General features: G+C 64.8%; 18 protein-coding genes. 5 read left to right on the forward strand and 13 right to left on the reverse strand.

The window, feature by feature from the left end; translation table 11 throughout:
• Positions 1-53 precede the first annotated feature (53 nt).
• The 5 genes from AC50YM_RS03705 to AC50YM_RS03725 form a co-directional block, all read right to left on the reverse strand.
• Complete coding sequence (locus tag AC50YM_RS03705) at positions 54-1,784, reverse strand: dipeptide ABC transporter ATP-binding protein (protein ID WP_494955654.1); 1,731 nt, start codon at positions 1,782-1,784, stop codon at positions 54-56.
• The gene (locus AC50YM_RS03710; protein ID WP_494955655.1) at positions 1,781-2,773 is read right to left on the reverse strand and encodes an ABC transporter permease; all 993 of its coding nucleotides are present in this window, start codon (positions 2,771-2,773) and stop codon (positions 1,781-1,783) included. Before AC50YM_RS03710 ends, AC50YM_RS03705 begins: the two co-directional genes overlap by 4 nt.
• A complete protein-coding gene (locus AC50YM_RS03715; RefSeq protein ID WP_494955656.1) occupies positions 2,763-3,692 on the reverse strand; it encodes an ABC transporter permease in 930 nt (309 codons plus the stop codon). Before AC50YM_RS03715 ends, AC50YM_RS03710 begins: the two co-directional genes overlap by 11 nt.
• A 217-nt stretch (positions 3,693-3,909) precedes the next feature.
• Positions 3,910-5,553: a peptide ABC transporter substrate-binding protein gene (locus AC50YM_RS03720; protein WP_494955657.1), complete on the reverse strand. Its 1,644-nt coding sequence runs from the start codon at positions 5,551-5,553 to the stop codon at positions 3,910-3,912.
• 250 nt (positions 5,554-5,803) lie between these two features.
• The gene (locus AC50YM_RS03725) at positions 5,804-7,633 is read right to left on the reverse strand and encodes an ABC transporter ATP-binding protein (protein ID WP_494955658.1); all 1,830 of its coding nucleotides are present in this window, start codon (positions 7,631-7,633) and stop codon (positions 5,804-5,806) included.
• Between the two features lie 79 nt (positions 7,634-7,712).
• On the opposite strand from AC50YM_RS03725, the gene AC50YM_RS03730 reads away from it, so the two are divergent.
• Positions 7,713-8,342 (forward strand): PH domain-containing protein, encoded by a 630-nt coding sequence (locus tag AC50YM_RS03730; protein ID WP_494955659.1) that lies wholly within the window; start codon positions 7,713-7,715, stop codon positions 8,340-8,342.
• A 33-nt stretch (positions 8,343-8,375) separates the two neighbouring features.
• Here AC50YM_RS03730 and AC50YM_RS03735 read toward each other — a convergent pair whose 3' ends face one another.
• The 3 genes from AC50YM_RS03735 to AC50YM_RS03745 all read right to left on the reverse strand — a co-directional run bounded on the left by AC50YM_RS03735 (position 8,376) and on the right by AC50YM_RS03745 (position 12,974).
• Positions 8,376-9,473: an ABC transporter permease gene (locus AC50YM_RS03735; RefSeq protein WP_494955660.1), complete on the reverse strand. Its 1,098-nt coding sequence runs from the start codon at positions 9,471-9,473 to the stop codon at positions 8,376-8,378.
• Positions 9,470-11,011 carry an ABC transporter permease gene (locus tag AC50YM_RS03740; RefSeq protein ID WP_494955661.1) on the reverse strand — a complete coding sequence of 514 codons (1,542 nt, stop codon included), beginning with the start codon at positions 11,009-11,011 and terminating at the stop codon, positions 9,470-9,472. The genes AC50YM_RS03735 and AC50YM_RS03740 overlap by 4 nt, the downstream gene beginning before the upstream one ends.
• Before the next feature lie 181 nt (positions 11,012-11,192).
• Entirely contained in the window at positions 11,193-12,974 is a 1,782-nt protein-coding gene (locus AC50YM_RS03745; RefSeq protein WP_494955662.1) for an ABC transporter family substrate-binding protein, read from the reverse strand.
• A 547-nt stretch (positions 12,975-13,521) separates the two neighbouring features.
• Between AC50YM_RS03745 and AC50YM_RS03750 the strand changes: the two genes are divergently transcribed.
• Positions 13,522-14,601, forward strand: a complete 1,080-nt coding sequence (locus tag AC50YM_RS03750; RefSeq protein ID WP_494955663.1) for an LLM class flavin-dependent oxidoreductase — start codon at positions 13,522-13,524, stop codon at positions 14,599-14,601.
• An 86-nt stretch (positions 14,602-14,687) separates the two neighbouring features.
• Here AC50YM_RS03750 and ychF read toward each other — a convergent pair whose 3' ends face one another.
• A complete protein-coding gene (gene ychF / locus AC50YM_RS03755; protein WP_494955664.1) occupies positions 14,688-15,773 on the reverse strand; it encodes a redox-regulated ATPase YchF in 1,086 nt (361 codons plus the stop codon).
• Between the two features lie 127 nt (positions 15,774-15,900).
• Here ychF and AC50YM_RS03760 point away from each other — a divergent pair, with 127 nt between their 5' ends.
• The gene (locus AC50YM_RS03760; RefSeq protein ID WP_494955665.1) at positions 15,901-17,163 is read left to right on the forward strand and encodes a DNA recombination protein RmuC; all 1,263 of its coding nucleotides are present in this window, start codon (positions 15,901-15,903) and stop codon (positions 17,161-17,163) included.
• 56 nt (positions 17,164-17,219) lie between these two features.
• Here AC50YM_RS03760 and AC50YM_RS03765 read toward each other — a convergent pair whose 3' ends face one another.
• Positions 17,220-18,311, reverse strand: a complete 1,092-nt coding sequence (locus AC50YM_RS03765; protein WP_494955666.1) for a 4-hydroxy-3-methylbut-2-enyl diphosphate reductase — start codon at positions 18,309-18,311, stop codon at positions 17,220-17,222.
• Positions 18,312-18,340: 29 nt separating this feature from the next.
• Positions 18,341-19,201 carry a hypothetical protein gene (locus tag AC50YM_RS03770; RefSeq protein ID WP_494955667.1) on the reverse strand — a complete coding sequence of 287 codons (861 nt, stop codon included), beginning with the start codon at positions 19,199-19,201 and terminating at the stop codon, positions 18,341-18,343.
• A gap of 234 nt (positions 19,202-19,435) precedes the next feature.
• Between AC50YM_RS03770 and xseA the strand changes: the two genes are divergently transcribed.
• Both xseA and AC50YM_RS03780 read left to right on the forward strand, forming a co-directional pair.
• Positions 19,436-20,722 (forward strand): exodeoxyribonuclease VII large subunit, encoded by a 1,287-nt coding sequence (gene xseA / locus AC50YM_RS03775; protein ID WP_494955668.1) that lies wholly within the window; start codon positions 19,436-19,438, stop codon positions 20,720-20,722.
• A 73-nt stretch (positions 20,723-20,795) separates the two neighbouring features.
• The gene (locus tag AC50YM_RS03780; protein WP_494955669.1) at positions 20,796-21,035 is read left to right on the forward strand and encodes an exodeoxyribonuclease VII small subunit; all 240 of its coding nucleotides are present in this window, start codon (positions 20,796-20,798) and stop codon (positions 21,033-21,035) included.
• Positions 21,036-21,084: 49 nt separating this feature from the next.
• On the opposite strand, the gene AC50YM_RS03785 is transcribed toward AC50YM_RS03780, so the two are convergent.
• Both AC50YM_RS03785 and AC50YM_RS03790 read right to left on the reverse strand, forming a co-directional pair.
• Positions 21,085-21,939 (reverse strand): polyphosphate kinase 2 family protein, encoded by an 855-nt coding sequence (locus AC50YM_RS03785; RefSeq protein WP_494955670.1) that lies wholly within the window; start codon positions 21,937-21,939, stop codon positions 21,085-21,087.
• A gap of 78 nt (positions 21,940-22,017) precedes the next feature.
• Entirely contained in the window at positions 22,018-23,238 is a 1,221-nt protein-coding gene (locus AC50YM_RS03790) for a pyridoxal phosphate-dependent aminotransferase (protein WP_494892463.1), read from the reverse strand.
• Positions 23,239-23,416: the final 178 nt, after the last annotated feature.

A 23,416-nucleotide genomic window follows, 5' to 3' on the forward strand; every position in this document is an offset into this window, starting at 1 on the left:
GCACTGCACCTGACATCGGTCAGGGTACTGCTGACAAGCTCACCTCAACCTGTTCAGGCAACTTCCGGCGGCAGCATCAGCCGTGCACCCGGGATCGCGTTGAGCAGCGCCCGGGTGTAGACCTGCTGCGGCGCGTCGAACACGTCATCCGTTGACCCGGTCTCGACCAGCCTGCCCTGCTCCATCACGCACACGTGGTCGGCGATCTGCCGGACCACCGCGAGGTCATGGGTGATAAAGAGGTAGGTCAGGCCCAGCCGGGACTGCAGCTCCGCGAGCAGGTTCAGCACCTGCGCCTGCACCAGGACGTCCAGCGCGGACACGGCCTCGTCGCAGATGATCACCTCGGGGTCCAGTGCCAGTGCCCGCGCAATTGCGACACGCTGGCGCTGCCCGCCCGAGAGTTCGTTCGGGTACCGCTGCATCGTGGACTGCGGCAGCGACACCTGGTCCAGCAGTTCGCGGACCTTTTTTTCGCGGCTGGCCTTGTCCCCGATCTTGTGCGTACGCAGCGGTTCCTCGATGGTCCGGAAGATGTTGTACATCGGGTCCAGGGAGCCGTAAGGGTCCTGGAAGATGGGCTGTACCCGGCGCCGGAAGGCGAAGATCTCCTTGCTGTTCAGCGTGGAGGTGTCCACGCCGTCGAAGATTATCTTGCCGGCGGTGGGCTTGAGGAGGTTCAGCACCATCTGCGCCACGGTGGACTTTCCGGAGCCCGACTCGCCCACGATTGCCGTCGTCGTCCCCCTTTTGACGCTGAACGAGACGTCGTCAACAGCGGTGAAGTCCGTCGATTTGCCAAAACCCGAGCGCAGTTTGAAGACCTTGCGCAGGTTCTGGATTTGCAGCACGTCTTCCGTCATGGTCGGTTCCACCACAACGGCCTCGGCGGGGGCCAGCAGATCGTCGGTCTCGACGCCCAGTTCCTTGGCGACCTGGATCCGCCGGGATGCCAGCGACGGCGCCGAAGCCACCAGCCGCCGGGTGTAGGGGTGCTGCGGGTTCTGCAGGAGCTCCAGGGACGGCCCGGATTCCACCACCTGGCCGCGGTACATAACCACCACTTTGTCCGCGCGCTCGGCGGCCAGGCCGAGGTCGTGTGTGATGAGCAGCACGGCGGTGCCGAGTTCGCTTGTCATCGTGTCCAGATGGTCCAGGATCTGCCGCTGTACGGTGACGTCCAGGGCGGACGTCGGCTCGTCGGCGATCAGCAGGCGCGGCTGGCAGGACAGTCCGATGGCGATCAACGCACGCTGGCGCATCCCGCCGGAGAACTCGTGCGGGTACTGTTTGGCCCGACGCGCGGCGTCGGGCAGCCCTGCCTGCGAGAGGACCGTTGCGACGTCGTCCTGGCCGCTGGGGAGTCCGTTGGCCTTCAACGTCTCGCGGACCTGTTGGCCGATCTTCCACACCGGGTTCAGGTTGGACATCGGGTCCTGCGGGACCATGCCGATGCTGTTTCCGCGGAGTTCGATCATCCGTTGCTCACCGGCGTTGGCGATGTCTTCGCCGTCAAACAAGATCTGCCCGGCCGAGACGCGGCCGTTGCCGGGAAGCAGCCCGATAGCGGCCAGCGCCGTCGTTGACTTGCCCGAACCGGACTCGCCCACGATGGCCACCGTCTCGCCCGGCATGATGGTCAGGTGTGCGTTCCGCACCGCCTGGACGTCGTCGTTGGCGGTGGCGAAGGTGATCGCCAGGTCCTTGATTTCAAGCAGCGGGCGCTTAGCGGCAAAGCCCGCTTCCTGGATTTCTACCGAGGTGTTCAATGAGTCCCCTTTCATCGCTTGCGCGCTTTGGGATCGAGGGCATCACGCAGGGCGTCGCCCAGCATGATGAAACTCAGGACAGTGATGGACAGCGCGATTGCCGGGTAGAGCAGGGGCATCGGGTTGGACCGCAGCGAGGCCTGGGCCGACTGGATGTCATTGCCCCACGACATGACGCTGGGCGGCAGCCCGATGCCGAGGAAGGACAGCGTGGATTCGGCCACGATAAACGTGCCCAGCGAAATGGTGGCGACGACGATGATCGGCGCCAGCGAGTTCGGCATGACGTGACGCATCAGGGCGCCGAACTTGGAGACGCCGAGCGACCGGGCGGCCGTCACGAAATCGGCGTTGCGGACCTCGATCACGGCACCCCGGGTGATACGGGCGATCTGCGGCCAGCCGAAGGTGACCAGGATCAGCACCAGGGTCCACACCGTCCGGTTGGCCCGGAACATCGGCAGCTGCATCAGCACGATCGCGCCAAGGATGAGCGGCAGGGCGAAGAAGATGTCGTTGATGCGAGCCAGGACGGCGTCGACCCAGCCGCCGTAGTAGCCGGCCACGGCACCCATGACGCCGCCGATGAGGAGGACGCCGAGGGTGGTGAACAGTCCCACCGTCACCGATGAGCGTGTCCCGAAGATAACGCGCGCATAGACGTCACAGCCCTGCTGGGTGAAGCCCAGCGGATGGCCGTCGGCGGGGCCCGCGTCCGAATTCGCCAGCTGGCAAGCCTCGGAAGTCGGGTCAATCCCGGAAAACAGCCCGGGGAACAGCGACACGGCCACCACGACGAGGATCAGGACCGCGGAGATCAGGAACAGCGGCTGCCGGCGCAGGTTCTTCCAGGCCTCGCCCCAGAGGCTCAGGGGTGCCTTGTCCTCCTTGAGCCGGTCGGTCGCCTCAAGGGGCGTCTCGGCGAGGTCTGCGACAAAATGCTCATTGTGGCGCTCCGCAGTAGCGGGGGCGCCATGCTTTGTGTTGTTCACGTCAGGAGTCATAGCGGATCCTCGGGTCAAGCCAGGCGTACAGCAGGTCAACGAGCAAGTTGGAAAGGCAGTAGATCAGCACCAGGACGGTGACAATCGAGACCACCGTCGGGCCTTCCCCTGACAAAACGGCACGGTAGAGCCGGTTTCCGACACCGGGGATGTTGAAGATGCCTTCAGTGACGATCGCGCCGCCCATCAGGGCACCCAGGTCGGCACCTAGGAACGTAATGACGGGAATCAGGGAGTTGCGCAGAATGTGCACGCGGACGACCTTGAAACGGGACAGGCCCTTTGCCGAGGCCGTGCGCACGTAGTCGGCGTTCATGTTCTCAACCACGCTGGTCCGGGTGAGCCGGAGCACATAGGCAAAGGAGCCCAGGCCCAGGACGATTGCCGGCAGGATCAGGTCCTGGACGGTCGCGGCCGAGCTGACGGTGGGTTTCGCCCAGGCGAGCTGGACACCGATGAAGTACTGCAGCAGGAAGCCGAGCACAAAGATCGGGATGCCGATGACAATCAGCGATGCCACGAGAACCGTAGCGTCGAACAACTTGCCTTTTCGCAGGCCGGCGATGAGACCGAAGAGGATGCCGAAGAAGGCTTCAAAGATGAGGGCCATGACGGCCAGCCGCGCCGTGACCGGGAAGACCTCGGCGAGCACAGCGGCAATGGGGCGGCCGGAGAAGTCCAGGCCGAGGTCGAAGGTGAAGATGCTCTTTAGGTAGAGCAGGTATTGGATCCAGAACGGCTGGTCCAGGTGGTACTGGGCCCGGAGCTGCGACGCCACGGCCTCATTGACCGGCTTGTCGCCGAAGAGTGCCACGATGGGGTCGCCGGGGAGGCTGAAGACCAGGAAGTAGACCAGCAGCGTCGCGCCCAGGAACACGGGGATCAGTTGCAGGAAACGCTTGAGGATGTATGTCGCCATCAGCGCTCGACACCCCCGCGGGCATGCATCGTATCCAGGGATGCGGTGGAGTTGTTCATCAAAGAACCTTTTCACTATGGTGCGGACCGGCGCCGGTTTCATTCACGGCGGGCGGTCCGCTAAAAGTTCGCCCGAAGAGCCGGGCCATCAAGAATTGCCGGAAAACACGACGACGGCGGAGACCCCAGTCTGGGCAGCCCCCGCCGTCGTTGTGGTGTTACTTGCCGGTGATGTTGTAGTACAGCGGGACGCCGTCCCAGCCGTAGTCAACGTTGGTGACCTTGTCGCTCCAGCCGCCCTGGGCAACCTGGTACCACAGCGGGATGGCCGGGAGATCCTGCAGCAGGATTTCCTGGGCCTTGTTCATGGCCTTGTTGCCGTCAGCGACGGACGAGGCGTTCAGGCCATCGGAGATGGCCTTGTCGAACGCCGGGTTGGCGTACGCGGCGTCGTTGGAACCGGCACCGGTCTTGTAGATCGGTCCCAGGAAGTTGTACAGCGACGGGTAGTCCGCCTGCCAGCCGGAGCGGATGGAACCGGTGAGGGTCTTGGCGGTTGCGTCGTTGCGGGCTTCCTTGAAGGTCGCGTACGGCTTGCCCTCAACCTTGATACCGAGGGTGTTCTTGAGCTGGTTGACTACAGCCTCGACCCAGGCCTTGTGTCCGCCCTTGTCGGCGTTGTAGGCAATGGTGAAGGTCTTCTCGGCATCCCACTTCTGGATGCCGTCTGCCTTGGCCCAGGCTTCCTTGGCCTTGGTGGCATCGAACTTCAGGTTCTCCGAGCCCGGGATCGAATCGCTGTAGCCGTCAAGCACGGGGGCCGTGAAATCCTTGGCCGGCTGGCGTGCGCCGCTGAAGATTACCTTGGTGATTTCTTCGCGGTTGATGGCCATGGAGATGGCCTGGCGGCGAAGCTTGCCAGCCTCACCGGACCATTCCGGCAGGTATTCCGGGATGGCAATCGTCTGGTTGCCGGCATACGGCTTGTTGATGGTGCGGTCGCCAAGGTCAGACTTGAAGTTTTTCAGGGCGCTGGTCGGGATCGTCTGGAGTACGTCCAGGTTGTTGCCCAACAGATCCTGGTACGCGGCGTCGTCGTTCTGGAAGATCTTGAAGGTCACGCCGGCGTTCTTGGCCTTGCGGGCGCCGTTGTACTCCGTGTTCGGTACGAGCTGGATCTGCACGTTGTGCTGCCAGCCGCCTTCGGCCATCTTGTACGGGCCATTGCCAACGGGCTTCTCGCCAAAGCCCTTGGGGTCCGCGAGTGCACCGGAAGGAACCGGGACAAAGGCCGTGTAGCCAAGGCGCAGCGGCCAGTCGGACTCGGGCTGCTTGAGTTCCACGGTGAACGTCTGGTCGTCAACGACCTTCAGGCCGGACATGGTCTCGACGGTGGAGCCTTCGGCGCTGGCTTCGTCGTAGCCCTTGATGCTCTCGAAGAAGCTGCCGCTGAGCTGGGCGTTCTTAGCCGCCGCACCGAAGTTCCAGGAGTCGACGAACGTCTTGGCCGTGATGACCTCGCCGTTGGTGAACTTCTGGTCCTTCTTGATCTTGATGGTGAAGTTCTGGCCGTCCTTGCCCTCGATGGACTCAGCGAGTTCATTGACGGGCTTGCCGCTCGGGTCGTAGCTGACGAGGCCCGAGAACATCATCTGCATGATCTTGCCGCCACCAACCTCGTTGGTGTCTGCCGGCATCAGGGGACGCTGGGGCTCAGAGCCGTCAACCAGGATTACTTTGCTGGTGTCGCCACCGGTGCTGCCGCTACCGGAAGTGGTGCCGCCTCCGGCGCCGCATCCGGTCAGGGCGAGAGCGGCGATGGCCGCCATGCCCAGTGCTTTGGAAGTGCGCGAAAAACGCATTCCGCCTCCTATGAGTTGTGGGAGTTCGTGAGGGAAAAACTTATGCTTCCCCGCAGGCAGGCACAGAGATATCCCCTGTGACGTGGCCTACATACCCGAGTAGCTTAGCCCCACAGTGTCCAGATGGTGGAACTCTGTTGCCAAACCGTGACCCGACAAAAGCGTGACTGGTTCGTCAAGCGCGACGTATTTTAGGTCACACCTACCGGCTGGTAATATTCCGTTTCCCCATCAGCAGGGTTAAGCGGGGTTAACTCTTTCCGGCCTGCATCAGCCGGGCGCGCAATTCGCGGCGTTCCCGTTGTTTTTCAGGATCCGGCAGCGGCACCGCGGCCAGGAGCCGTTGGGTGTAGGGCTCCTGCGGATTGCGCAGAATTTGGTCACGGGTGCCCTGCTCGACGATCCGGCCGCGCTGCATCACGCAAATCCGGTCCGCCAGCACATCCACCACGGCAAGGTCATGGGTGACGAAGAGGCAGGCAAACCCGAGCTCCTTCTGCAGGTTCTGGAACAGGTCGAGTACCTTGGCCTGCACGGAAACATCCAGGGCCGACGTGGGCTCGTCGGCGACCATCAGCTTCGGCTTCAGCGAAAGCGCCCGCGCAATGCCAACCCGCTGCTTTTGGCCGCCGGAGAGCTCGTGCGGGTAGCGGTTGCGGTAGTTCCGCGGGAGCTCCACCTGGTCCAGCAGCGCCTCGATCCGCTTCTGCAGCTCACCACCTTTCGCCACCCCGGAGAGATACATCGGTTCGCCGATGCTTTCCCCGATCGGAAGCCTTGGGTTCAGCGACGACGACGGGTCCTGGAACACCATGCCAACGTGCCGGCGCATTTCGTGGAGCTGCCGGCCGTTCCGCTTTGCAGCGGAAATGTCCTGGCCGACGACCCTCATGGTGCCGGCCGCCACCGGCAGCAGCCCGACGGCGGCGCGGCCGATGGTGGTCTTACCGGAACCGGATTCCCCCACGAGACCGACCACCTGGCCCGGAAAGATCACCAGGTTGGCGCCTTCAACGGCCCGGAACGCCGGCACTCGGCCCTGCTTGGGGTATTCGATCGCGACGTCGGTGAGCTCCAGCACCGGCGTCCCCTGTGGCCTGGCGGCTTCCGCGGCGGCCAGGGCCGCGGCGTTTTCCCGCTCGCGCTGGAGCAGCTGTTCCTCCGGGATCGTGCTGAGTTCGACGTGGGTGGCTGCGGCGAGGGCTGCGGTGACATCCACTTCCGCGGCGGTGTCCGTGCCGCCCTGTCCGAGGTGCGGAACGGCCGCGAGCAGTGCCTTGGTGTACTCGTGCTGCGGGTTGTGGAAGATCTCCGCCGCCGTGCCGGTTTCCACGATCACCCCGCGGCGCATCACGGCGATCCGGTCAGCCAGGTCGGCCACGACGCCCATGTCATGGGTGATCAGGACGATGGCGCTGTCCAGCTTGTTCCGCAGGTTGCGCATGAGGTCCAGGATTTCCGCTTGGACGGTCACGTCGAGGGCGGTCGTGGGCTCGTCGGCGATCAGCAGTTTGGGGTCGCAGGACAGGGACTGGGCAATCATCGCGCGCTGTCGCTGGCCGCCGGAGAGCTGGTGCGGGTAGGAGCGGAAGGCCTTCTCCGGATCCGGCAGCTCCACGAGCTCGAGCATCCGCAGGGCGCGCAGCCGCGCATCGGCGGGTGAGACCTCGCTGTGCAGCCGGACGGTCTCAACGATCTGGGCGCCTACCGTGTAGACCGGGTTCAGGGCGGTCATCGGCTCCTGGAAGATCACCGCCACCTCCTTGCCGCGGACGGCCCGGATGTTGGCCTCATCTGCGCCCAGCAGCTCCTTGCCGGCGAGTTTGACACTGCCGCTCACGCGGCTGTTGCTCGGCAGCAGACCCAGCAGGGCCATTGAGCTGGCACTCTTGCCCGAGCCCGACTCCCCCACGATGGCGAGCACTTCGCCGGCCCGCACCTCGTAGTTCAGCCCGATCGCAGCCGGCACCCATTTCTTGTCCACACCAAAGTCGACGCTCAGGCCGCGGACTTCCAGGACGGGTGCGCTCTTGCCCGGAGCCGGGGTGATGGCCGGATCGAGGGTGATGAAGTCAGTCATGAGGGGGTCTTCCTTCCATCCGGGCCGCCGGTCCACCGGGGATTAGTGCTGCGGCTCGGAATACTGAATTATTGGGGGCATGAGCTCTGCGCCGCACGCCGGTAACGTCGAAATCTTTAAAGCCCGCACGAACACCTGGTTCGCATGGCTGTCGTGGTCGGTCGCTGCCCTCGGAATCGCCGTTACGATGATCGTGGCCGGCCCGGCGGCCCTGGCCGGAACGGCGCCGCTGCTGCTGGTCGCGTTCCTGGGCTGGCAGCTGTTCTGGTTGCCGGCCGTCATCGTGCATGACGGCGGGATCACCCTGGAGAATCCGTTCCGGTCGATCCTGGTGCCCTGGGAAGCCCTGGTCCACGTCGACACCCGTTTTGCCCTCACCCTGGTCACAGCCCACAAAAGCTACGGGGCCTGGGCAGCGCCGGCGCCCGGCATCTGGGGCGGGCGCAATGCCCACCCGGAGGACCTCCGGGGCCTGCCGGCAACCACCTACGGTCCCGGCCAGTCTGTCCGTCCCGGGGATCTCAAGACCACGGACTCTGGCCAGGCGGCCCGCCTGGTGCGGACGCGCTGGCAGGAGCTGGCGGAGAGCGGCGCACTGGCGGCCGGCGATGCCGCCACCACGAAGGTCACGGTGCGCTACCGCTGGGCGGCGTCCGCCGCCGTCGTACTGTTGACGGCGGCCAGCTACTGGGCTATCGCGGCCCAGTAGCTTGGCCGTGCCGGCACTGCGGGGGGCAGCCATCTAGTCGCCCTTGGTTCCGTCGAACGCGGTAACCGGGGTCGCTTCGACGGGGTGCTTTCCGGTGTCTTTGGCCTTCTTGGCGTTGAATTTCTTCTGCCGCGGATCGAAGGCGTCCCGCAGTCCGTCGCCGATGAAGTTGATGCTCAGGCAGATCAGCACAATAAACAGGCCGGGGAACCAGAACAGCCACGGCCGGGTGGCAAAGGCCTCCTGGTTCTGCGAAATCAGCAGCCCGAGCGAGGTATCCGGGGCTTTGACCCCGACGCCGAGGTAGCTCAGGGCCGTCTCGGTGAGGATCGCGGCGGACATCGTCAGCGTGACATTGACGATCAGCACGCCGACGGCGTTGGGCAGGATGTGCTTGAAGATGATGCGGGCATTGCTGGCCCCGGAAATCCGCGCCGCATCGACGAATTCGCGTTCGCGCAACGAGAGGAACTCCCCGCGCATCAGCCGCGCGAGTCCGACCCAGGTGATCAGGCCGAGGAAGATGCCCAGCGCCAGGATGCCGTTGTTGCTGGCGAAGGAGGCGAACCAGCTGCCGGAGTCCCGCCGGCCGGCCATCTGTGCCATCACCGCGGCGAGCAGCAGCCCGGGAATGATGATGATGACGTCGGTGAGGCGCATCAGCACCGCTTCCGTCCAGCCGCGGAAGTAGCCGGACAGTGCACCGATCACGACGCCGACCAGGCCGGCAATAAGGCCGATCACGACCATAACGGTAATGGATTGCTGGGCGCCGCGCATCGTCATGGCGAAAAGGTCCCGGCCGATCCGGTCCTGGCCGAACGGGTGCTCGCCCCAGGCCAGTGGCCACAGCGAGGCGGTGGGCACCCCGTCGTTGACCAGGGGCGTGACCTGGTCGTGGCTGTATTTCCACCAGCCGGGGATGCCCCAGTAGCCGACGGAGGTGAAGGCGGTGAGGAAGATGATGGCGAAGACGACAAGCCCGATGATGGCGCCGGAGTGGCCCAGGAACCGTTTCCGGACGATTTGGCCCTGGCTCAGGCCTTTGGCTTCGAGGATCGGCTCGACGCCGGCCGCCGGCAGCCCGGCGTCCTCGGCCATGATTTCGTCCTGCTGACTTGGCTGGCTCATGCTTTTACCCTTACGCGTGGATCAAGTGCGGAGTACGCGAGGTCCGCAATGAGGTTGAAGCCCATGGCTGTGATGGCCACACAGATGAAGACGCCCATCACCGGGTTGGGATCGATGTGCTGGATGCCGTCCAGGAACAGGAAGCCCATCCCCCGGACCGAAAAGACCGTTTCGGTGATGACGGCGCCGCCGATCAGCCCGCCGATGTCGAAGGCCACAATGGTGGCGATCGGGATCAGTGCGTTGCGGAAGGCGTGGCGCATCACGACGGTCCGCTCCGACAGGCCTTTGGCGCGGGCGGTCCGGATGTAGTCCATGTTCATGATTTCCAGCATTGAGGCCCGGGTGAACCGGGTGTAGCCGGCCAGCGAAATCAGGATCAGCGCCATGGTCGGCAGGATCAGGTGCGTGAAGGAATCCAGGCTCAGGATCCAGAAATCGCCCTCGATGTTCGGGGTGCCGGCGCCGATGGTGGCAATGGGACGGCCCCGGACCCGGCTGTTGTTGAAGTACGTCGGCCACGCCTGCATGTAACGGTCCAGCAGGATCAGGAAGCCGACCAGGAACGAGGTGAGCGCAGCGGCCCGCATGGACTGTCCGCGGTCGTAGCCGCCCATCAGGTAGCCGATGCCCAGGCCGACGAGCACGGCGGCCCCCGCGAGGAGCACGATCATCAGGAAGGTCGCCTCATTGAGCAGTGGCTGGATGACGAAGTAGACCACCAGACCGACGCCGACTGCGATCAGCGCCGACTGCAGCGCCTTGCGGTTTTTGAGTCCGGCCGACAGCAGGGTCACGGCGAACGCAATGCCGACGCCGGCGATCGCAATGACGACCGGTCCCAGCCCCGGGGTCTTGAACCACTCCGTGGCAGAAAAATACACGAGCACAGCGGCGACGAACAGAAAAACGACGCCGCCGACGAGCACCCTGCGCTTCAGCTCGCCACCGAGTGCCACTGCTGTCAGCACGCCGACGACAGCACCGATGAGCAGGGCTACCGGCATCGGCACCTCAGGATCCCTGAGGAAGTTGTTGAACCCGATGGCGCCGAACTCCTTCAGCAGGACCGCGACCCAGAAGATCGGCAGGGAGAAGAACAGGAAGGCCATAAAGGTCACGCCGTAGTCCAGCGTGCTGTACTGGCGCAGGGCCGTGATGATGCCGAGCGTGATGCCGATCAGGATCGCCAGCACGGTGGCGCCCGTGACAAGGGTCAGGGTCTGGATCAGCGCGTGCCCCAGGGCATCGGTGATGGGCTGGCCGGCGATGTTCTTGCCCAGGTCGCAGGAGTCGGCGAACGGGATAAGGCACTTGGCCGCCCCGCCGAGCCACTGAAAGTACCGGAGCGGGGCGGGGGTGTCCAGTTGCAGCAGCTCGGTGCGTGCGTCCATCAGCTGCTGTTTGTTGGGGGCGCTGCTGGCACGGAATTCCTCGAGGGGATCGCCTGACGCCGCTGTCAGGAGATACACCAGGAAGGATGCGCCAAGGAGTATGAGGGCGGCGGTAATAAGCCGCCGGACTATGTAGGTCACCATGGGAATAGAACCTCGGAATTGGGGCCCAGGGGTTGCCCGGACCGGTCGCAGAGTTTGGCCGTTTCCCCGCGGATGGTGTGGCAGGGCCCGCCATCATGAGGGGGTATCGCTAGAAAGGCGCCGGAACCAGAATGCCCGGTCCCGACGCCTTTAGCTAGCAAGTGTCACTTGCGGTCGTCGGCTACTTCTGTGCCCACTCCCAGAAGTTCCACCAGACACCGGTCTGGTTCGGCATGTACTTCACGCCGGTAATGCGGTCGCTGTAAGCGTCCACGCCGACTGCCTGGAACAGCGGAAGGCCGTAGGCGGAAGCCCAGATCTTCTTGTCGATCTGCTTGATCAGGGCGTCCTGCTTGCCCTTGTCGGTGGTGACAATCAGTTCATCCATGAGCTTGTCGGCTTCCGGATCGCTGAACTGGTTGAAGTTGGAGTCGTTGCCGGTCTTGAAGATCTGCGGAACACCGGAAACGCCAACACCCGAGTTGATCCAGCCGAAGATGGTGGCATCGTAGCTGCCGTCGCCCAGGGCCTTGCCCCAGTCAGACTTGCCCAGTCCGCCGTCGACGATCTTGAAGCCTGACTTGGCGGCGGACTCGCTGATCAGTGCGAACATGTCGGCACGGTTTGGGTTGTCCTTGTTGTACATGATGCGGACTTCAGGCGTGGCACCGTTGAGGAGCTTCTTGGCGCCCTCGATGTCGACATCCGCGTAGGCCGAGGATCCGTTGTCCTTGACGGACTCGGTGTACAGGGCCTGGTCCGGCACGAACAGCTGAGAGTCCAGCGGTGCAGCCTTCGGGTCGAGCTTCTTGACGATCTTGTCGACGATGTCCTTGCGCGGGACGCTCTTCATGAACGCTTCGCGGACGCTCTGCTCAGCAAAGACGCCGCTGTAGTTGAGGTCGATGTGGTCGTAGGAGAGCTGGTTTCCGATCTCGACCGTGACGCCCTGGCTTTCCAGGGCCTTCAGCTGCTCCACCGTGTCAGCCGAAGCCTGCGGTGCGATGATGTCGGCTTCGCCGTTCTTGAGCGCCTGTACCTGGGCCGGCGCGGAACCGATGTAGCGGACGGTGATTTCGTCCAGCTTGGCTTCCGGCCCCCAGTTGTAGTCCTTGTTCTTGACCATGGTCAGGGACTGGTCCTGGTTGACACCCTTGACAATGTAGGGGCCGTTGGAGAGGTAGAGGCTGGGGTCCGCCGGTAGGGTCTTGGAGTCGAAGCCGGTGTTCCACAGCTCGGCCATGGCCTGGAGCTTCGCGTTGGCCGGCGCGGGCGCCTTGGCATCGCCGCGCGGCATGCCCTTCAGCAGGTCAACGAACGCCTTGGCATCCGTCAGGCCGGCCTTTTTGGCGAGCACGTGGGCCGGGATGTCGATGCCGGGGCCGCCGAGCGCGATTTCCCAGTCGGAGAACGGCTTGGAGTACTTGACCGTCATGGACTTGCCGTCGTCGCTGAGCTCCGGGAAGTCAGACAGCGCGATCCCGGTCGGATCACCGGCGTAGGAGAAGTAGGCGGTTCCAGTCTTTGCCTCTGCGTCGGCATCGTTGTAGTACCCGGAGAAGGCGGCCCACTGCAGCAGAAGATCAGCAGTGGTTACGGGGGTTCCGTCCGACCATTTAACGCCGTCGTTGATGGTGTACTTCACCGTCAGCGGATCGTCGGAGGTCTTCTCCATCTTGCCGAACTTCTCGTTCCGGACGACATTGAGCTTGTTGTCGATGTAAAAGAAACCCGAGTGGGTGGCGTAGCTGACCTTGGAGTTGATGTCCGTGTTGCCGTCAGCCGTGTTGGGGTTGAACGTGTTGAAGGCGTTCACCTCCACGACTGTTGCTGATCCGCCTGATTTGCTTGCTGCCGCAGCAGTGGACGGGGTTGACCCGCCGCTGTTGCCTGCACAGGCGCTGAGGGCGAGGGCAGCTGCTGCTGCCACACCCACTGCTTTGGAAATACGACCGAAGCGCATTCCGCCTCCTTGTTTCTGTGGTGTGGTTGAGACCGAGGCCTGAGGCACCGGGCAGACGTCCACACTCCCCCATCGGCAGTGTGGGCCGTCTCACATGGGATGAAGCGTAAACCCAAATCCGGCGATCGGCACGCAAAGTTGACCCACTGTAAAGTTCGTTACCGAGCTGCAACATTCGCCGGAAAGTCCCCGGTCGAATTCCGCCAACAGTCTTGACGCGCCGCATGCTCGGCGCTAATGGGCTCCGGGCACAGAAAAGCCCCAATTAGAAAATCGGGGCTCCTCGAGTTAATCCTTAATTACTTGATGAAATCATCACGCCATCACACGCTAAAGCGGAACCCCACGGGGCCTGCAATTCCATGGGTTCCCCGCCGCGCCCGCCCCGTCGCTGCTCGGCGTGGGATTCCCCGGAAGCACTGCGGACGAACGGCTCACTTCCAGCGTCAATGTCTTGGCGGGTAAACGTCCCACCATTGTCGGAACCAACCTCTGATCCCCCACCTATCATGGGCATCAGCCGCACCCCGATCACGGAAGGAAGCCCATGCCCGACTCCTCACGACCGCTACGCAAACTCGGATTCCTCACCATCGGCCTGTTCGATCCGGCGGATCCAGCCGCGGGGCACGAATCGACGTTGCAGATCATCGAACTGGGCGAGCGGCTGGGATTCGACAGCGCCTGGCTTCGCCACCGCCATCTGCAGTTCGGAATCTCCTCGCCCATTGCGGTCATGGCCGCGGCCAGCCAGCGCACCTCCCGGATCGGGCTAGGAACCGCCGTGACCCCGATGGGCTGGGAAAACCCGTTGCGCCTGGCGGAGGACCTGGCCACGGTGGATCTGCTCGCCGGCGGACGAATCAATCCGGGCCTGAGTGTTGGTGAACCAATGCACTACGACACGGTGAAGCACGAGTTGTACCCGGATTCCGCCGAGCTGGAGGACTTCAGCTACGCACGCTTGGATCGGCTTGCCCGCTTGATTGCAGGGGAACCGCTCCGGGATTTTTCCGGCAGGCAGGGTGTCGTCGAGGAATTCTCCAACCGCGTCGAGCCGCACTCTTCCGGGCTACGCGAACGCCTTTGGTATGGGGCGGCAAGCAGGAAGTCGGCTATCTGGGCCGGGGCCAACGGATTCAATCTGCTCACCAGCAGTGTGATGTTCGCCGAAAAGAATCAGGAACCGGCGTTTGCCCAAATCCAGCAATCACAAATCCGTGCCTACCGGGAAGCTGCCGCAACATCAGCCCACCCGCACGGGCCGGCCCGGGTCTCGCAAGGCCTGGTCGTGATCCCAACCGATTCGGCGTCAGCGACACAGCGGGAAAAGTACCAACGATACGTCGATGAACGCACTCCCCGGACTCGGTCACCACAGGGGCCAAAAGGGGTGCTGTTCGCCCCCGATCTGATCGGCACCAGCGATCAGATTGCCGAACAGCTGCACGCTCACGCGGGGTTCCGGGAGGTCGACGAGGTGGCGTTCGCGCTGCCCTTCAGCTTCGCCCATGAGGACTACGTCCAGATCCTCACCGACATGGCCACCAAACTGGGTCCCGCGCTGGGATGGGCTCCGGCCCCGGCGGCGGTTGAGGAATCAAAACGCACCCAGCGGCCTAGTTAAATCGGCCTTAAATCGGCAAAATATGAAGTGTCCACACACGAAAATCGCGCCCCGGCCTTGCCGGGACGCGATTTTCGTGGCTTGGGCTAAACGTTGAAGCGGAACTCCACCACGTCGCCGTCGGCCATAACATATTCCTTGCCTTCAATCCGGACCTTGCCGCGGGACTTCGCCTCCGCCATGGACCCGGCTTCGATGAGATCGTCGAAGGAGACGACTTCGGCCTTGATGAAACCGCGCTGGAAATCGGAGTGGATCACACCGGCCGCCTGCGGGGCCGTGTCGCCCTGGTGGATGGTCCAGGCCCTCGTTTCCTTGGGGCCAGCGGTCAGGTAGGTCTGCAGCCCGAGGGTGTGGAAGCCGACGCGGGCCAGCTGGTCAAGGCCGGATTCGTCCTGGCCGTTCATTTCGAGCATTTCGCGGGCTTCTTCCTCGTCCAGCTCAACGAGGTCGGATTCAAGCTTCGCGTCCAGGAAAATGGCGTCCGCGGGGGCCACCATGGCGCGCAGTTCCGCCTGCTTCTCCGGGCTGCCCAGGATGCCTTCGTCCGCGTTGAAGACGTAGATGACCGGCTTGGCGGTCAGGAGGCTGAGCTCCCTGAGGTGCTCCATCTCCAGCTTGTCCTTCTTGACCGAGGAGAAGATGGTGTCACCACGTTCCAGCACGGCCTGGGCTGCCTTGATGGCCGTGAGCTCGGCGGCGTCCCGCTTCTTGATCTTGACTTCTTTTTCGATCCGCGGGATGGCGTTTTCGATGGTCTGCAGGTCAGCCAGGATCAACTCGGTGTTGATGATCTCCATGTCCGAGCGGGGGTCCACTTTGCCGTCGACGTGGATGACGTCGGGGTCATCAAACACGCGCACCACCTGGACGATGGCCTCGGCCTCACGGATGTTTGCGAGGAATTTGTTGCCCAGGCCTTCGCCTTCCGAGGCACCCTTCACGATGCCGGCGATGTCGACGAAGGATACCGGAGCGGGCAGCAGGCGCTGGGATCCGAAGACGGCGGCCAGCTTGGCAAGCCGCGGGTCCGGCAGGCTGACGACGCCCACATTCGGCTCGATGGTTGCGAACGGATAGTTCGCAGCGAGCACCTGATTGCGGGTCAGTGCGTTGAAAAGGGTTGATTTGCCGACGTTGGGCAGTCCGACGATGCCAATAGTAAGTGCCACGAGGCCTAATTCTACCTGCTCTTCCAGTTCTCCCCCACGCCCTCCCCGCGCCCGTCCAGCCATCGTCGGACGGATGCCCGCAGGGCGTCGGCCGGAAACTGTCGCAGGGGCGTGCCAGAGTGAAGACATGGACGCTTTCGCACTGATTCTTTCCCTCCTCATGCTGCTTGTCGGCGCAGTCGCCGGCGCAGCCGTGGTCTACCTGCTGGTCCGCCGGCGCACGCTCGCGGTTGAGCAGGACTTCGACGCCGTCTCCGGCCGGTTGTCCGAGGTCAGCGCGCAGTTCGCCGCCGCCGACGCCGAGAGGCGGCTGCTGGCCGTCCAAAACCGGGAACTCGGCGAGTCCCGGAACCAGGACGGCAGCGTGCTGCGTGCCCTGGCGCCGGTGGCGGAGAAGCTCACGGCAGTCCAACAGCAGGTGTCGCTGCTGGAGCGCGACCGGCTGGAGCAGTATGGACAGTTGGCCCAGCAGTTGCAGGAGGCCCGGCTGTCCGACGAACAGCTGCTGCGCTCAACACATGCGCTGGAGTCCGCGCTGCGGTCCAACAGTGCCCGTGGCCAGTGGGGCGAAGTCCAGTTGCGCCGCGTGGTCGAAGCGGCCGGCATGTTGCGCCACGTCGATTTCCACGAACAGGTGCACAGTGCCCAGCAGCAGGGCGCCGCGACCGACTCGAGCCTCCGGCCGGACCTCGTCGTGCAGCTTCCGGGCCAGAAGCAGTTGGTCGTGGACGCCAAGGTGCCGCTCGCCGCCTACCTGGCGGCGCAAGAGCTCGGGGCGTCCGGCGTCGGTCAACTGCATGCGCAGGGACCGGGCAGCCAGCAGACCCATCTGCTGGCGCATGCCAAGGCCCTGAAGGCGCATGTGGACGCGCTGAGCAACAAGAAGTACTGGGACATTCCGGGCAACTCCCCGGAACTTGTGGTTTGCTTCCTGCCGGCCGAGTCGATTCTGGCGGCCGCGCTGTCGGCCGACCCGGCGCTGCTGGACTACGCGCTGTCACGGAACGTGGTGCTGGCGTCCCCGTCGACCCTGCTCGCGGTCCTGAAGTCCGTCGCCTTCACCTGGCGCCAGGACGTCCTGACGGACAGCGCGCGGGAGCTCTTCGAGCTGGCCCACCAGCTCTATGAGCGGATGGGAACGCTCGGGGAGAATGTCAGCAAGCTCGGCGCCTCGCTCAAAACGTCGGTGGACCGCTACAACTCCATGGTCGGCACGCTGGAGGCCCGCGTCCTGCCGACCGCCCGGAAACTCAATTCACTGGACGCGGCCGGGCTGACCACGCCCGCGGCAGTGGAGGTAACGCCGCGTTCCGTTGCCGCCCCGGAACTCCAGCCCGGGCACGCGCCCGGGCTCGGGTCCGCCGTAACGGACCAGGAGTCCGCGGCGTAGGAAACAGGCCCGCGAAGGCGCCCCCGGAAGTCCGGGTAGGTGCAGGCGCGGGTGGACTAGGAGGTCTGGGCAGCGCGTGTGCCGCGGCCCCCGAGGGCACGGGTGACGTCGCCCGCCTGCTTCAGCGTGGCACGAAGCTCCTTGGGCAGCGAGAAGAGCAGGTCCTCCTCGGCCGTGACGACTTCCTCGACCGATCCGTAGCCGTAATCGGCGAGCAGCCGCAGGACATCCTTGACCAGGACTTCGGGGACCGAGGCGCCCGAGGTCACGCCGACGGTGGCGACTCCCTCGAACCAGGTTTCGTCCACCTCATTGGCGAAATCCACCCGGTAGGAGGCCTTGGCGCCGTACTCCAGCGCCACCTCCACCAGCCGGACCGAGTTCGAGGAGTTGGCCGATCCGACCACAATCACCAGGTCGGCCTGCGGCGAGATCTTCTTGATGGCCACTTGGCGGTTGGTGGTCGCGTAGCAGATGTCGTCGCTGGGCGGGTCCTGCAGGGTCGGGAACCGTTCCTTGAGCAGCCGGACGGTTTCCATTGTTTCGTCGACGCTGAGCGTGGTCTGGGACAGCCAGATGACCTTCTCCGGGTCCCGGACCGTGACCTTGTCGACCTCATGGGGGCCGTTGATGATCTGGATGTGTTCCGGGGCCTCACCGGCCGTTCCTTCGACTTCCTCGTGGCCGTCGTGGCCGATCAGCAGGATGTCGAAGTCGTCCTTCGCGAAGCGGACCGCCTCTTTGTGCACCTTGGTCACCAGCGGGCAGGTGGCGTCGATGGTCCGCAGCCCCCGGTCCTCGGCGGACTGTACGACGGCGGGTGAGACACCGTGCGCGGAGAAAATCACCAGGGCCCCTTCAGGGACCTCGTCGGTCTCGTCCACGAAGATCGCGCCCTTTCCCTCCAGGGAACTGACCACGTGCACGTTGTGGACGATCTGTTTGCGGACGTACACCGGCGGCCCGTAGTGCTCCAGGGCCTTTTCCACCGCGATGACCGCACGGTCGACGCCGGCGCAGTAGCCACGGGGGGCCGCGAGCAGGACCCTCTTCGCGCCGGAGACGGTTGCCGCCGCCAGCACTTCTTCCGGCGAACGCCGCCTTCGCGGAACGGTGGGCATCGGGATGGAAACAGCGGTGGAGGTCATGCCCCAATGCTACCGGTGTTGGGCGGGCACTACCGTGGCCCGGTAGCGGGCCCTCGCCGGCGCCCGCCGACGAGGCGCAGCACGAGGCCGACTGCCAGCAGGACGCCGCCAACCACAACGGCCGTCAGGGTCCACTGCCCGAAACTGGCGCTGGCGGCCGAGACGAACTCACTCTTGAAGATCTCCGCCATTTCGTTGCCGCTGCGGGTTCGCGCCACGGCACCCCCGACGGCGTCGACGGCCAGCGTCCAGGCACCGGCCAGCACAAGGGTCCCAAGTCCGATGCCGGCCACGACCGTCCAGCGCCGCCGGGCGGAAACGAAGGCAAGCGCGAAGGCGATGAGGGCGCCGGCTGCCGCTGCGTACCCCATCGGCGCGAAGGCGGCCACCCGGTCGAGGATCTGCCGCTGCTCGGGCGCTCCGATGGTGATCAGCAGCTGGTCGGGGGCTTCCAGGGGCAGGGTGGTGGCATCAGCCACTTGTTTCGCCACCAGGCCGACGAGCGGCGCAAGGTCCAGCGTCAGCGCGGTGCCGCCGCCGGCCTCGGCCGGCAGCGTCCCGGCGTCGGAAAAATTCAGCCGGTGGCTCTTGCGCAGGGTGTCGGTCCAGGCATCAGGGTAGCCGGGCATGCTGGTCAGGGAACGGGCCGCGCTGTCCAGGATCGGCGTGACCAGTCCCCTCAGCGATTCGGGGATCCGCTCGGCGCCCAGGCTGCCGACGGCGGCCGCTGAGAGCCTCTGTTGAAACACAGGGTCCGTGCCCAGCGGCGCGGTGAAGGCCACGAAGCCGTCCTCCTGGACGATGTTCCGGTCCACCCACATGGCCGGAACCGCGACGGCCGCCAGGACGAGCCCGATGAGTACCGCTGCAGCCGAGATAAAAGTGCGCACGAAATTCCTCGCTGGTTGGTGGGTGGTTCCCATCATATGGGGGTGGCGCACGGAACGATAAAGTCGGTCCCCGGTGATAGAGCTATGGATAGAGTTGAAACCGACAAGTTCGGGTTGTCCGCCGGTCGTAACTCCAGACGAGCAGTCGCTGGGGGCGTACCTGCTGACAGCCCCCCGGCCCCGGCAAAGGACACAACCACATGCACAAGGCAATCTCCGCACGGAGGCACCGGCATGTCTGAGAGTACCGCCGCTGCCAGCACGGTTCCGGGCACGGCGGCGGAAACCAGCCCGGATAACCCCTGGCCGCTTCAGCTGCTGTCCCAGAAACTGAAGATGCACATCGACCGTGCGCCGTCCGCGTGGGTCGAGGGCCAGGTGATCGAACTGAACCGTCGCGGAACCAACGCCTATCTGACGCTGCGGGACATCGACGCCGAGATTTCCCTCCCCGCCTCGGTCTGGACGAAGGTGCTCGACCGGCAGGAAATCCCGCTGGAACGCGGGTCCCGGGTTGTGGCGCTGATCAAGGCGGAATTCTGGCTCAAGACAGGCCGGCTGAACATGTCGGTAAAGGACATCCGGCCGGTGGGGCTCGGGGATCTGCTCGCCAGGATTGAGCGGTTGCGCCATGCCCTGGCTGCGGAAGGCCTGTTCTCCGAGGCCCGCAAGAAGCGCCTGCCCCTGCTCCCCCACCGGATCGGCCTAATCACCGGGCGCGACTCGGATGCCAAAAAGGATGTGCTGCGCAACGCCGCCCTGCGCTGGCCTGCCGTCGAATTCGAAATCCGGGAGGTGGCCGTCCAGGGCAACACCGCCGTCGCGCAGGTGATCGCGGCGCTGCGCGAGCTGGATGCGCACCCTGTGGTGGACGTGATCGTGATCGCCCGCGGCGGCGGTGCGCTGGAGGATCTGCTGCCGTTCAGCAGCGAGGAACTTATCCGGGCCGTGTCCGCCGCGTCCACCCCGGTGGTGAGCGCGATCGGCCACGAGGCGGATCGGCCGATCCTTGACGACGTCGCGGACCTGCGTGCCTCCACGCCCACCGATGCGGCGAAGCGGATCGTTCCGGACGTTGTGGAAGAGCTCACGCGGGTGCGCCATGCCCGGGATCAGCTCCGGCGGGGCGTCACCCGGCTGGTGGAACGTGAAACGGACCGGATGGCATCGCTGCGCTCCCGCCCGGTGCTTGCCTCCCCGGACGTCATGGTCAGCATCCGGCACGAGGACGTCGAACGCCTCAAGGGCCGGTCGCAGGCGGCCGTCACCACCGCCGTTGCCAGGGCCGCCGATCAGCTCGTGCATCTCAAGGCCCAGGTGCGGGCACTCTCGCCGCAAAAGACCCTGGACCGGGGGTACGCCGTGGTGCAAACCGCCGACGGCGGCGCGGGTCCCGGCAGCCACCGGGACGTTGTGCGGCACCCTGACCAGGCACCGGAGGGCACGGCCCTGACCGTCCGCGTGGCCGGGGGCCGGTTCACCGCGGAGTCGACCGGCGGCCAGGAACCTACCGAAGACTGATAATCCATCCCAGCCGAACAGACCATCCCACCCGAACCATCGTCCAGCGGGACACAGCAAGGAGAAGCACACCATGACAGCAGAAACGAAGCCCAACACCGACATCGAGGGCCTGAACTACGAGGAAGCCCGCGAGCAGCTCGTTGGCATCGTCAGCCGGCTCGAAGCCGGCGGGGCGAGCCTGGAGGAGTCACTGGCGCTGTGGGAACGCGGCGAGGCCCTGGCCAAGCGCTGCGAGCAGTGGCTCGAAGGTGCCCGCAAACGCCTCGCCGCGGCCCGCGACCAGTCTTCCCAGACCTCCCAGGCCGGCTGACCGCTCGGCCGACCGAACAGGCCTCCCGGGCCGGCTGACCGGCGGCGGGTCAGGACCGCTCGACCAGATCCCGTTCCATCGCGACGTCAAGGTCGGGGACCGGCCACTCCAGCTTCATGCCCTCCAGCGCGTCGAGCAGCAGCTGCTGGACCGCGATCCGGGCGTACCACTTCTTGTTGGCGGGGACCACGTGCCACGGGGCGACCTCGGTGGCCGTCTTCTCGAAGGCCTTCTGGTACGCGTCCATATAGTCGCCCCAGAACGCCCGTTCCTTCAGGTCGTTGCTGCTGTACTTCCAGACCTTCGCCGGTTCATCCAGCCGCGCGAGCAGCCGTTCCTTTTGCTCGTCCTGGCTGATGTGGAGCATGACCTTGACGATTTTGGTTCCGGCGGCCGTCTGCCTGGCCTCGAATTCGTTGATCGCCGTGTAGCGGCGCTCCAGTTCCTTCGGATCTGCCCAGCGGTGGACGCGGTGGATCAGCACGTCCTCGTAGTGCGAGCGGTCAAAGACCCCCACCATGCCGGCGGCCGGCACTGCCTTTTCGATCCGCCAGAGAAAGTCATAGGACTTCTCTTCCGGCGTGGGCGCCTTGAACGACGTCATGCTCACGCCTTGCGGGTTCATGGCTCCCATCACGTGGGTCACGATCCCGCCTTTGCCGGCCGTGTCCATGGCCTGCAGGATTAGCAGGACGCGCCGGGTCCCGCCGAAGCGCGATTCGGCGAAAAGCTTCTCCTGGAGCTCGGCGAGGGTGTCATCCAGGGCGTCGAGCAGCACCTCGCCGTCGTTCTTGTCCCCCGGGTAGCCCGGGGTGGAGTCCGGGTCCATGTCCTTCAGTTTGAAGCCCTTGCCCACCCGAAGGGTGTCGGACGGGTGCTCCTTGAATCCCACGACGTCTGCCATCACAAGCCTCTTTCCGGTTCGGGCAGCCTCCGGCCGGATCGCCGGGACAACCGCCCGCGCCGCGCTGCTGAGCTCAGGCTAGTTCCCTTTGTACCGGCTCAGGAAGTCCGCCATGCGGTTGATTGCCTCTTCGAGGTCCTTCACGAGCGGCAGGGTGACCATCCGGAAGTGGTCCGGGCGGACCCAGTTGAAGGCCCGGCCGTGCGAGACGAGGATCTTCTGCTCGCGCAGCAGGTCCAGGACGAACTTCTCGTCGTCGCGGATGTGGAATACCTCGGGATCGAGTTTCGGGAAGAGGTACATAGCGCCCCGGGCCTGCTGCGTGCTGACCCCGGGGATGGCATTGAGCATGTCGTAGGCCTTGTTGCGCTGCTCGAGCAGCCGGCCTCCGGGAAGGATCAGGTCGTTGATGCTTTGGTAGCCGCCGAGCGCCGTCTGGATGGCGTGCTGGGCCGGCACGTTGGCGCAGAGCCGCATGTTTGCCAGCAGGCTGATGCCCTCGAGGTAGTCCGCGGCGTCCTTCTTCGGCCCGGAAATAGCCATCCAGCCGGCCCGGTAGCCGCACACGCGGTAGGCCTTTGAGAGGCCGCTGAACGTCAGGCAAAGGACGTCGTCGCCGGTGAGGCTGGCCATGTTCACGTGGACCGCGTCCTCATAGAGGATTTTCTCGTAGATCTCGTCGGCGAAGAGGACCAAGCCGTGCTTCTCGGCCAGCGCAACGATTTTTTTGAGGGTGTCCTCCGGGTAGACGGCGCCGGTGGGGTTGTTCGGGTTGATCACCACGATGCCCTTGGTGCGCGGGGTGATCTTGGCCTCCAGGTCCTCCAGGTCCGGCTGCCAGCCGGACTCCTCGTCGCAGAGGTAGTGCACGGGCCGACCGCTGGCCAGGGCAACGGAGGCGGTCCAGAGCGGGTAGTCCGGGGTGGGGATCAGGACCTCGTCGCCGTCGTTGAGCAGGGCCATCAGGGACATCGTGATGAGCTCACTGACGCCGTTGCCCAGGTAGATGTCGTCTACGTGGATGTTCTGGATGCCGCGGGTCTGGTAGTACTGCGAGACGGCCGTCCGGGCGGAGAAGATGCCGCGGGAATCGCTGTAGCCCTGGGCGTGCGGCAGGTGGCGGATCATGTCCACCAGGATCGCGTCCGGGGCTTCGAATCCGAACGGGGCCGGGTTACCGATGTTCAGTTTGAGGATGCGGTGACCCTCTGCCTCCATCTGCTGGGCGGCCTGAAGAATCGGTCCACGGATGTCGTAAAGGACATTATGAAGCTTGGTGGACTGCTTGAATTCTGCCATCCATCAAATATGCCATATGGAGGATGTACTTCTGCTGAGATCTGGCTCACAGGGGGTGCCCGGCCGTCACAGGCCTGCGCCGGCCACCCGGCACGGGCACCAAACACCCGACGGCGGCCGCCGCGTTCCCCCGTGAAGCAGAGGAGCGGGCAGCCGCCGTCGGGCGTCATACGGTGCG

It is taken from the genome of Pseudarthrobacter sp. RHLT1-30-1 (assembly GCF_059383415.1).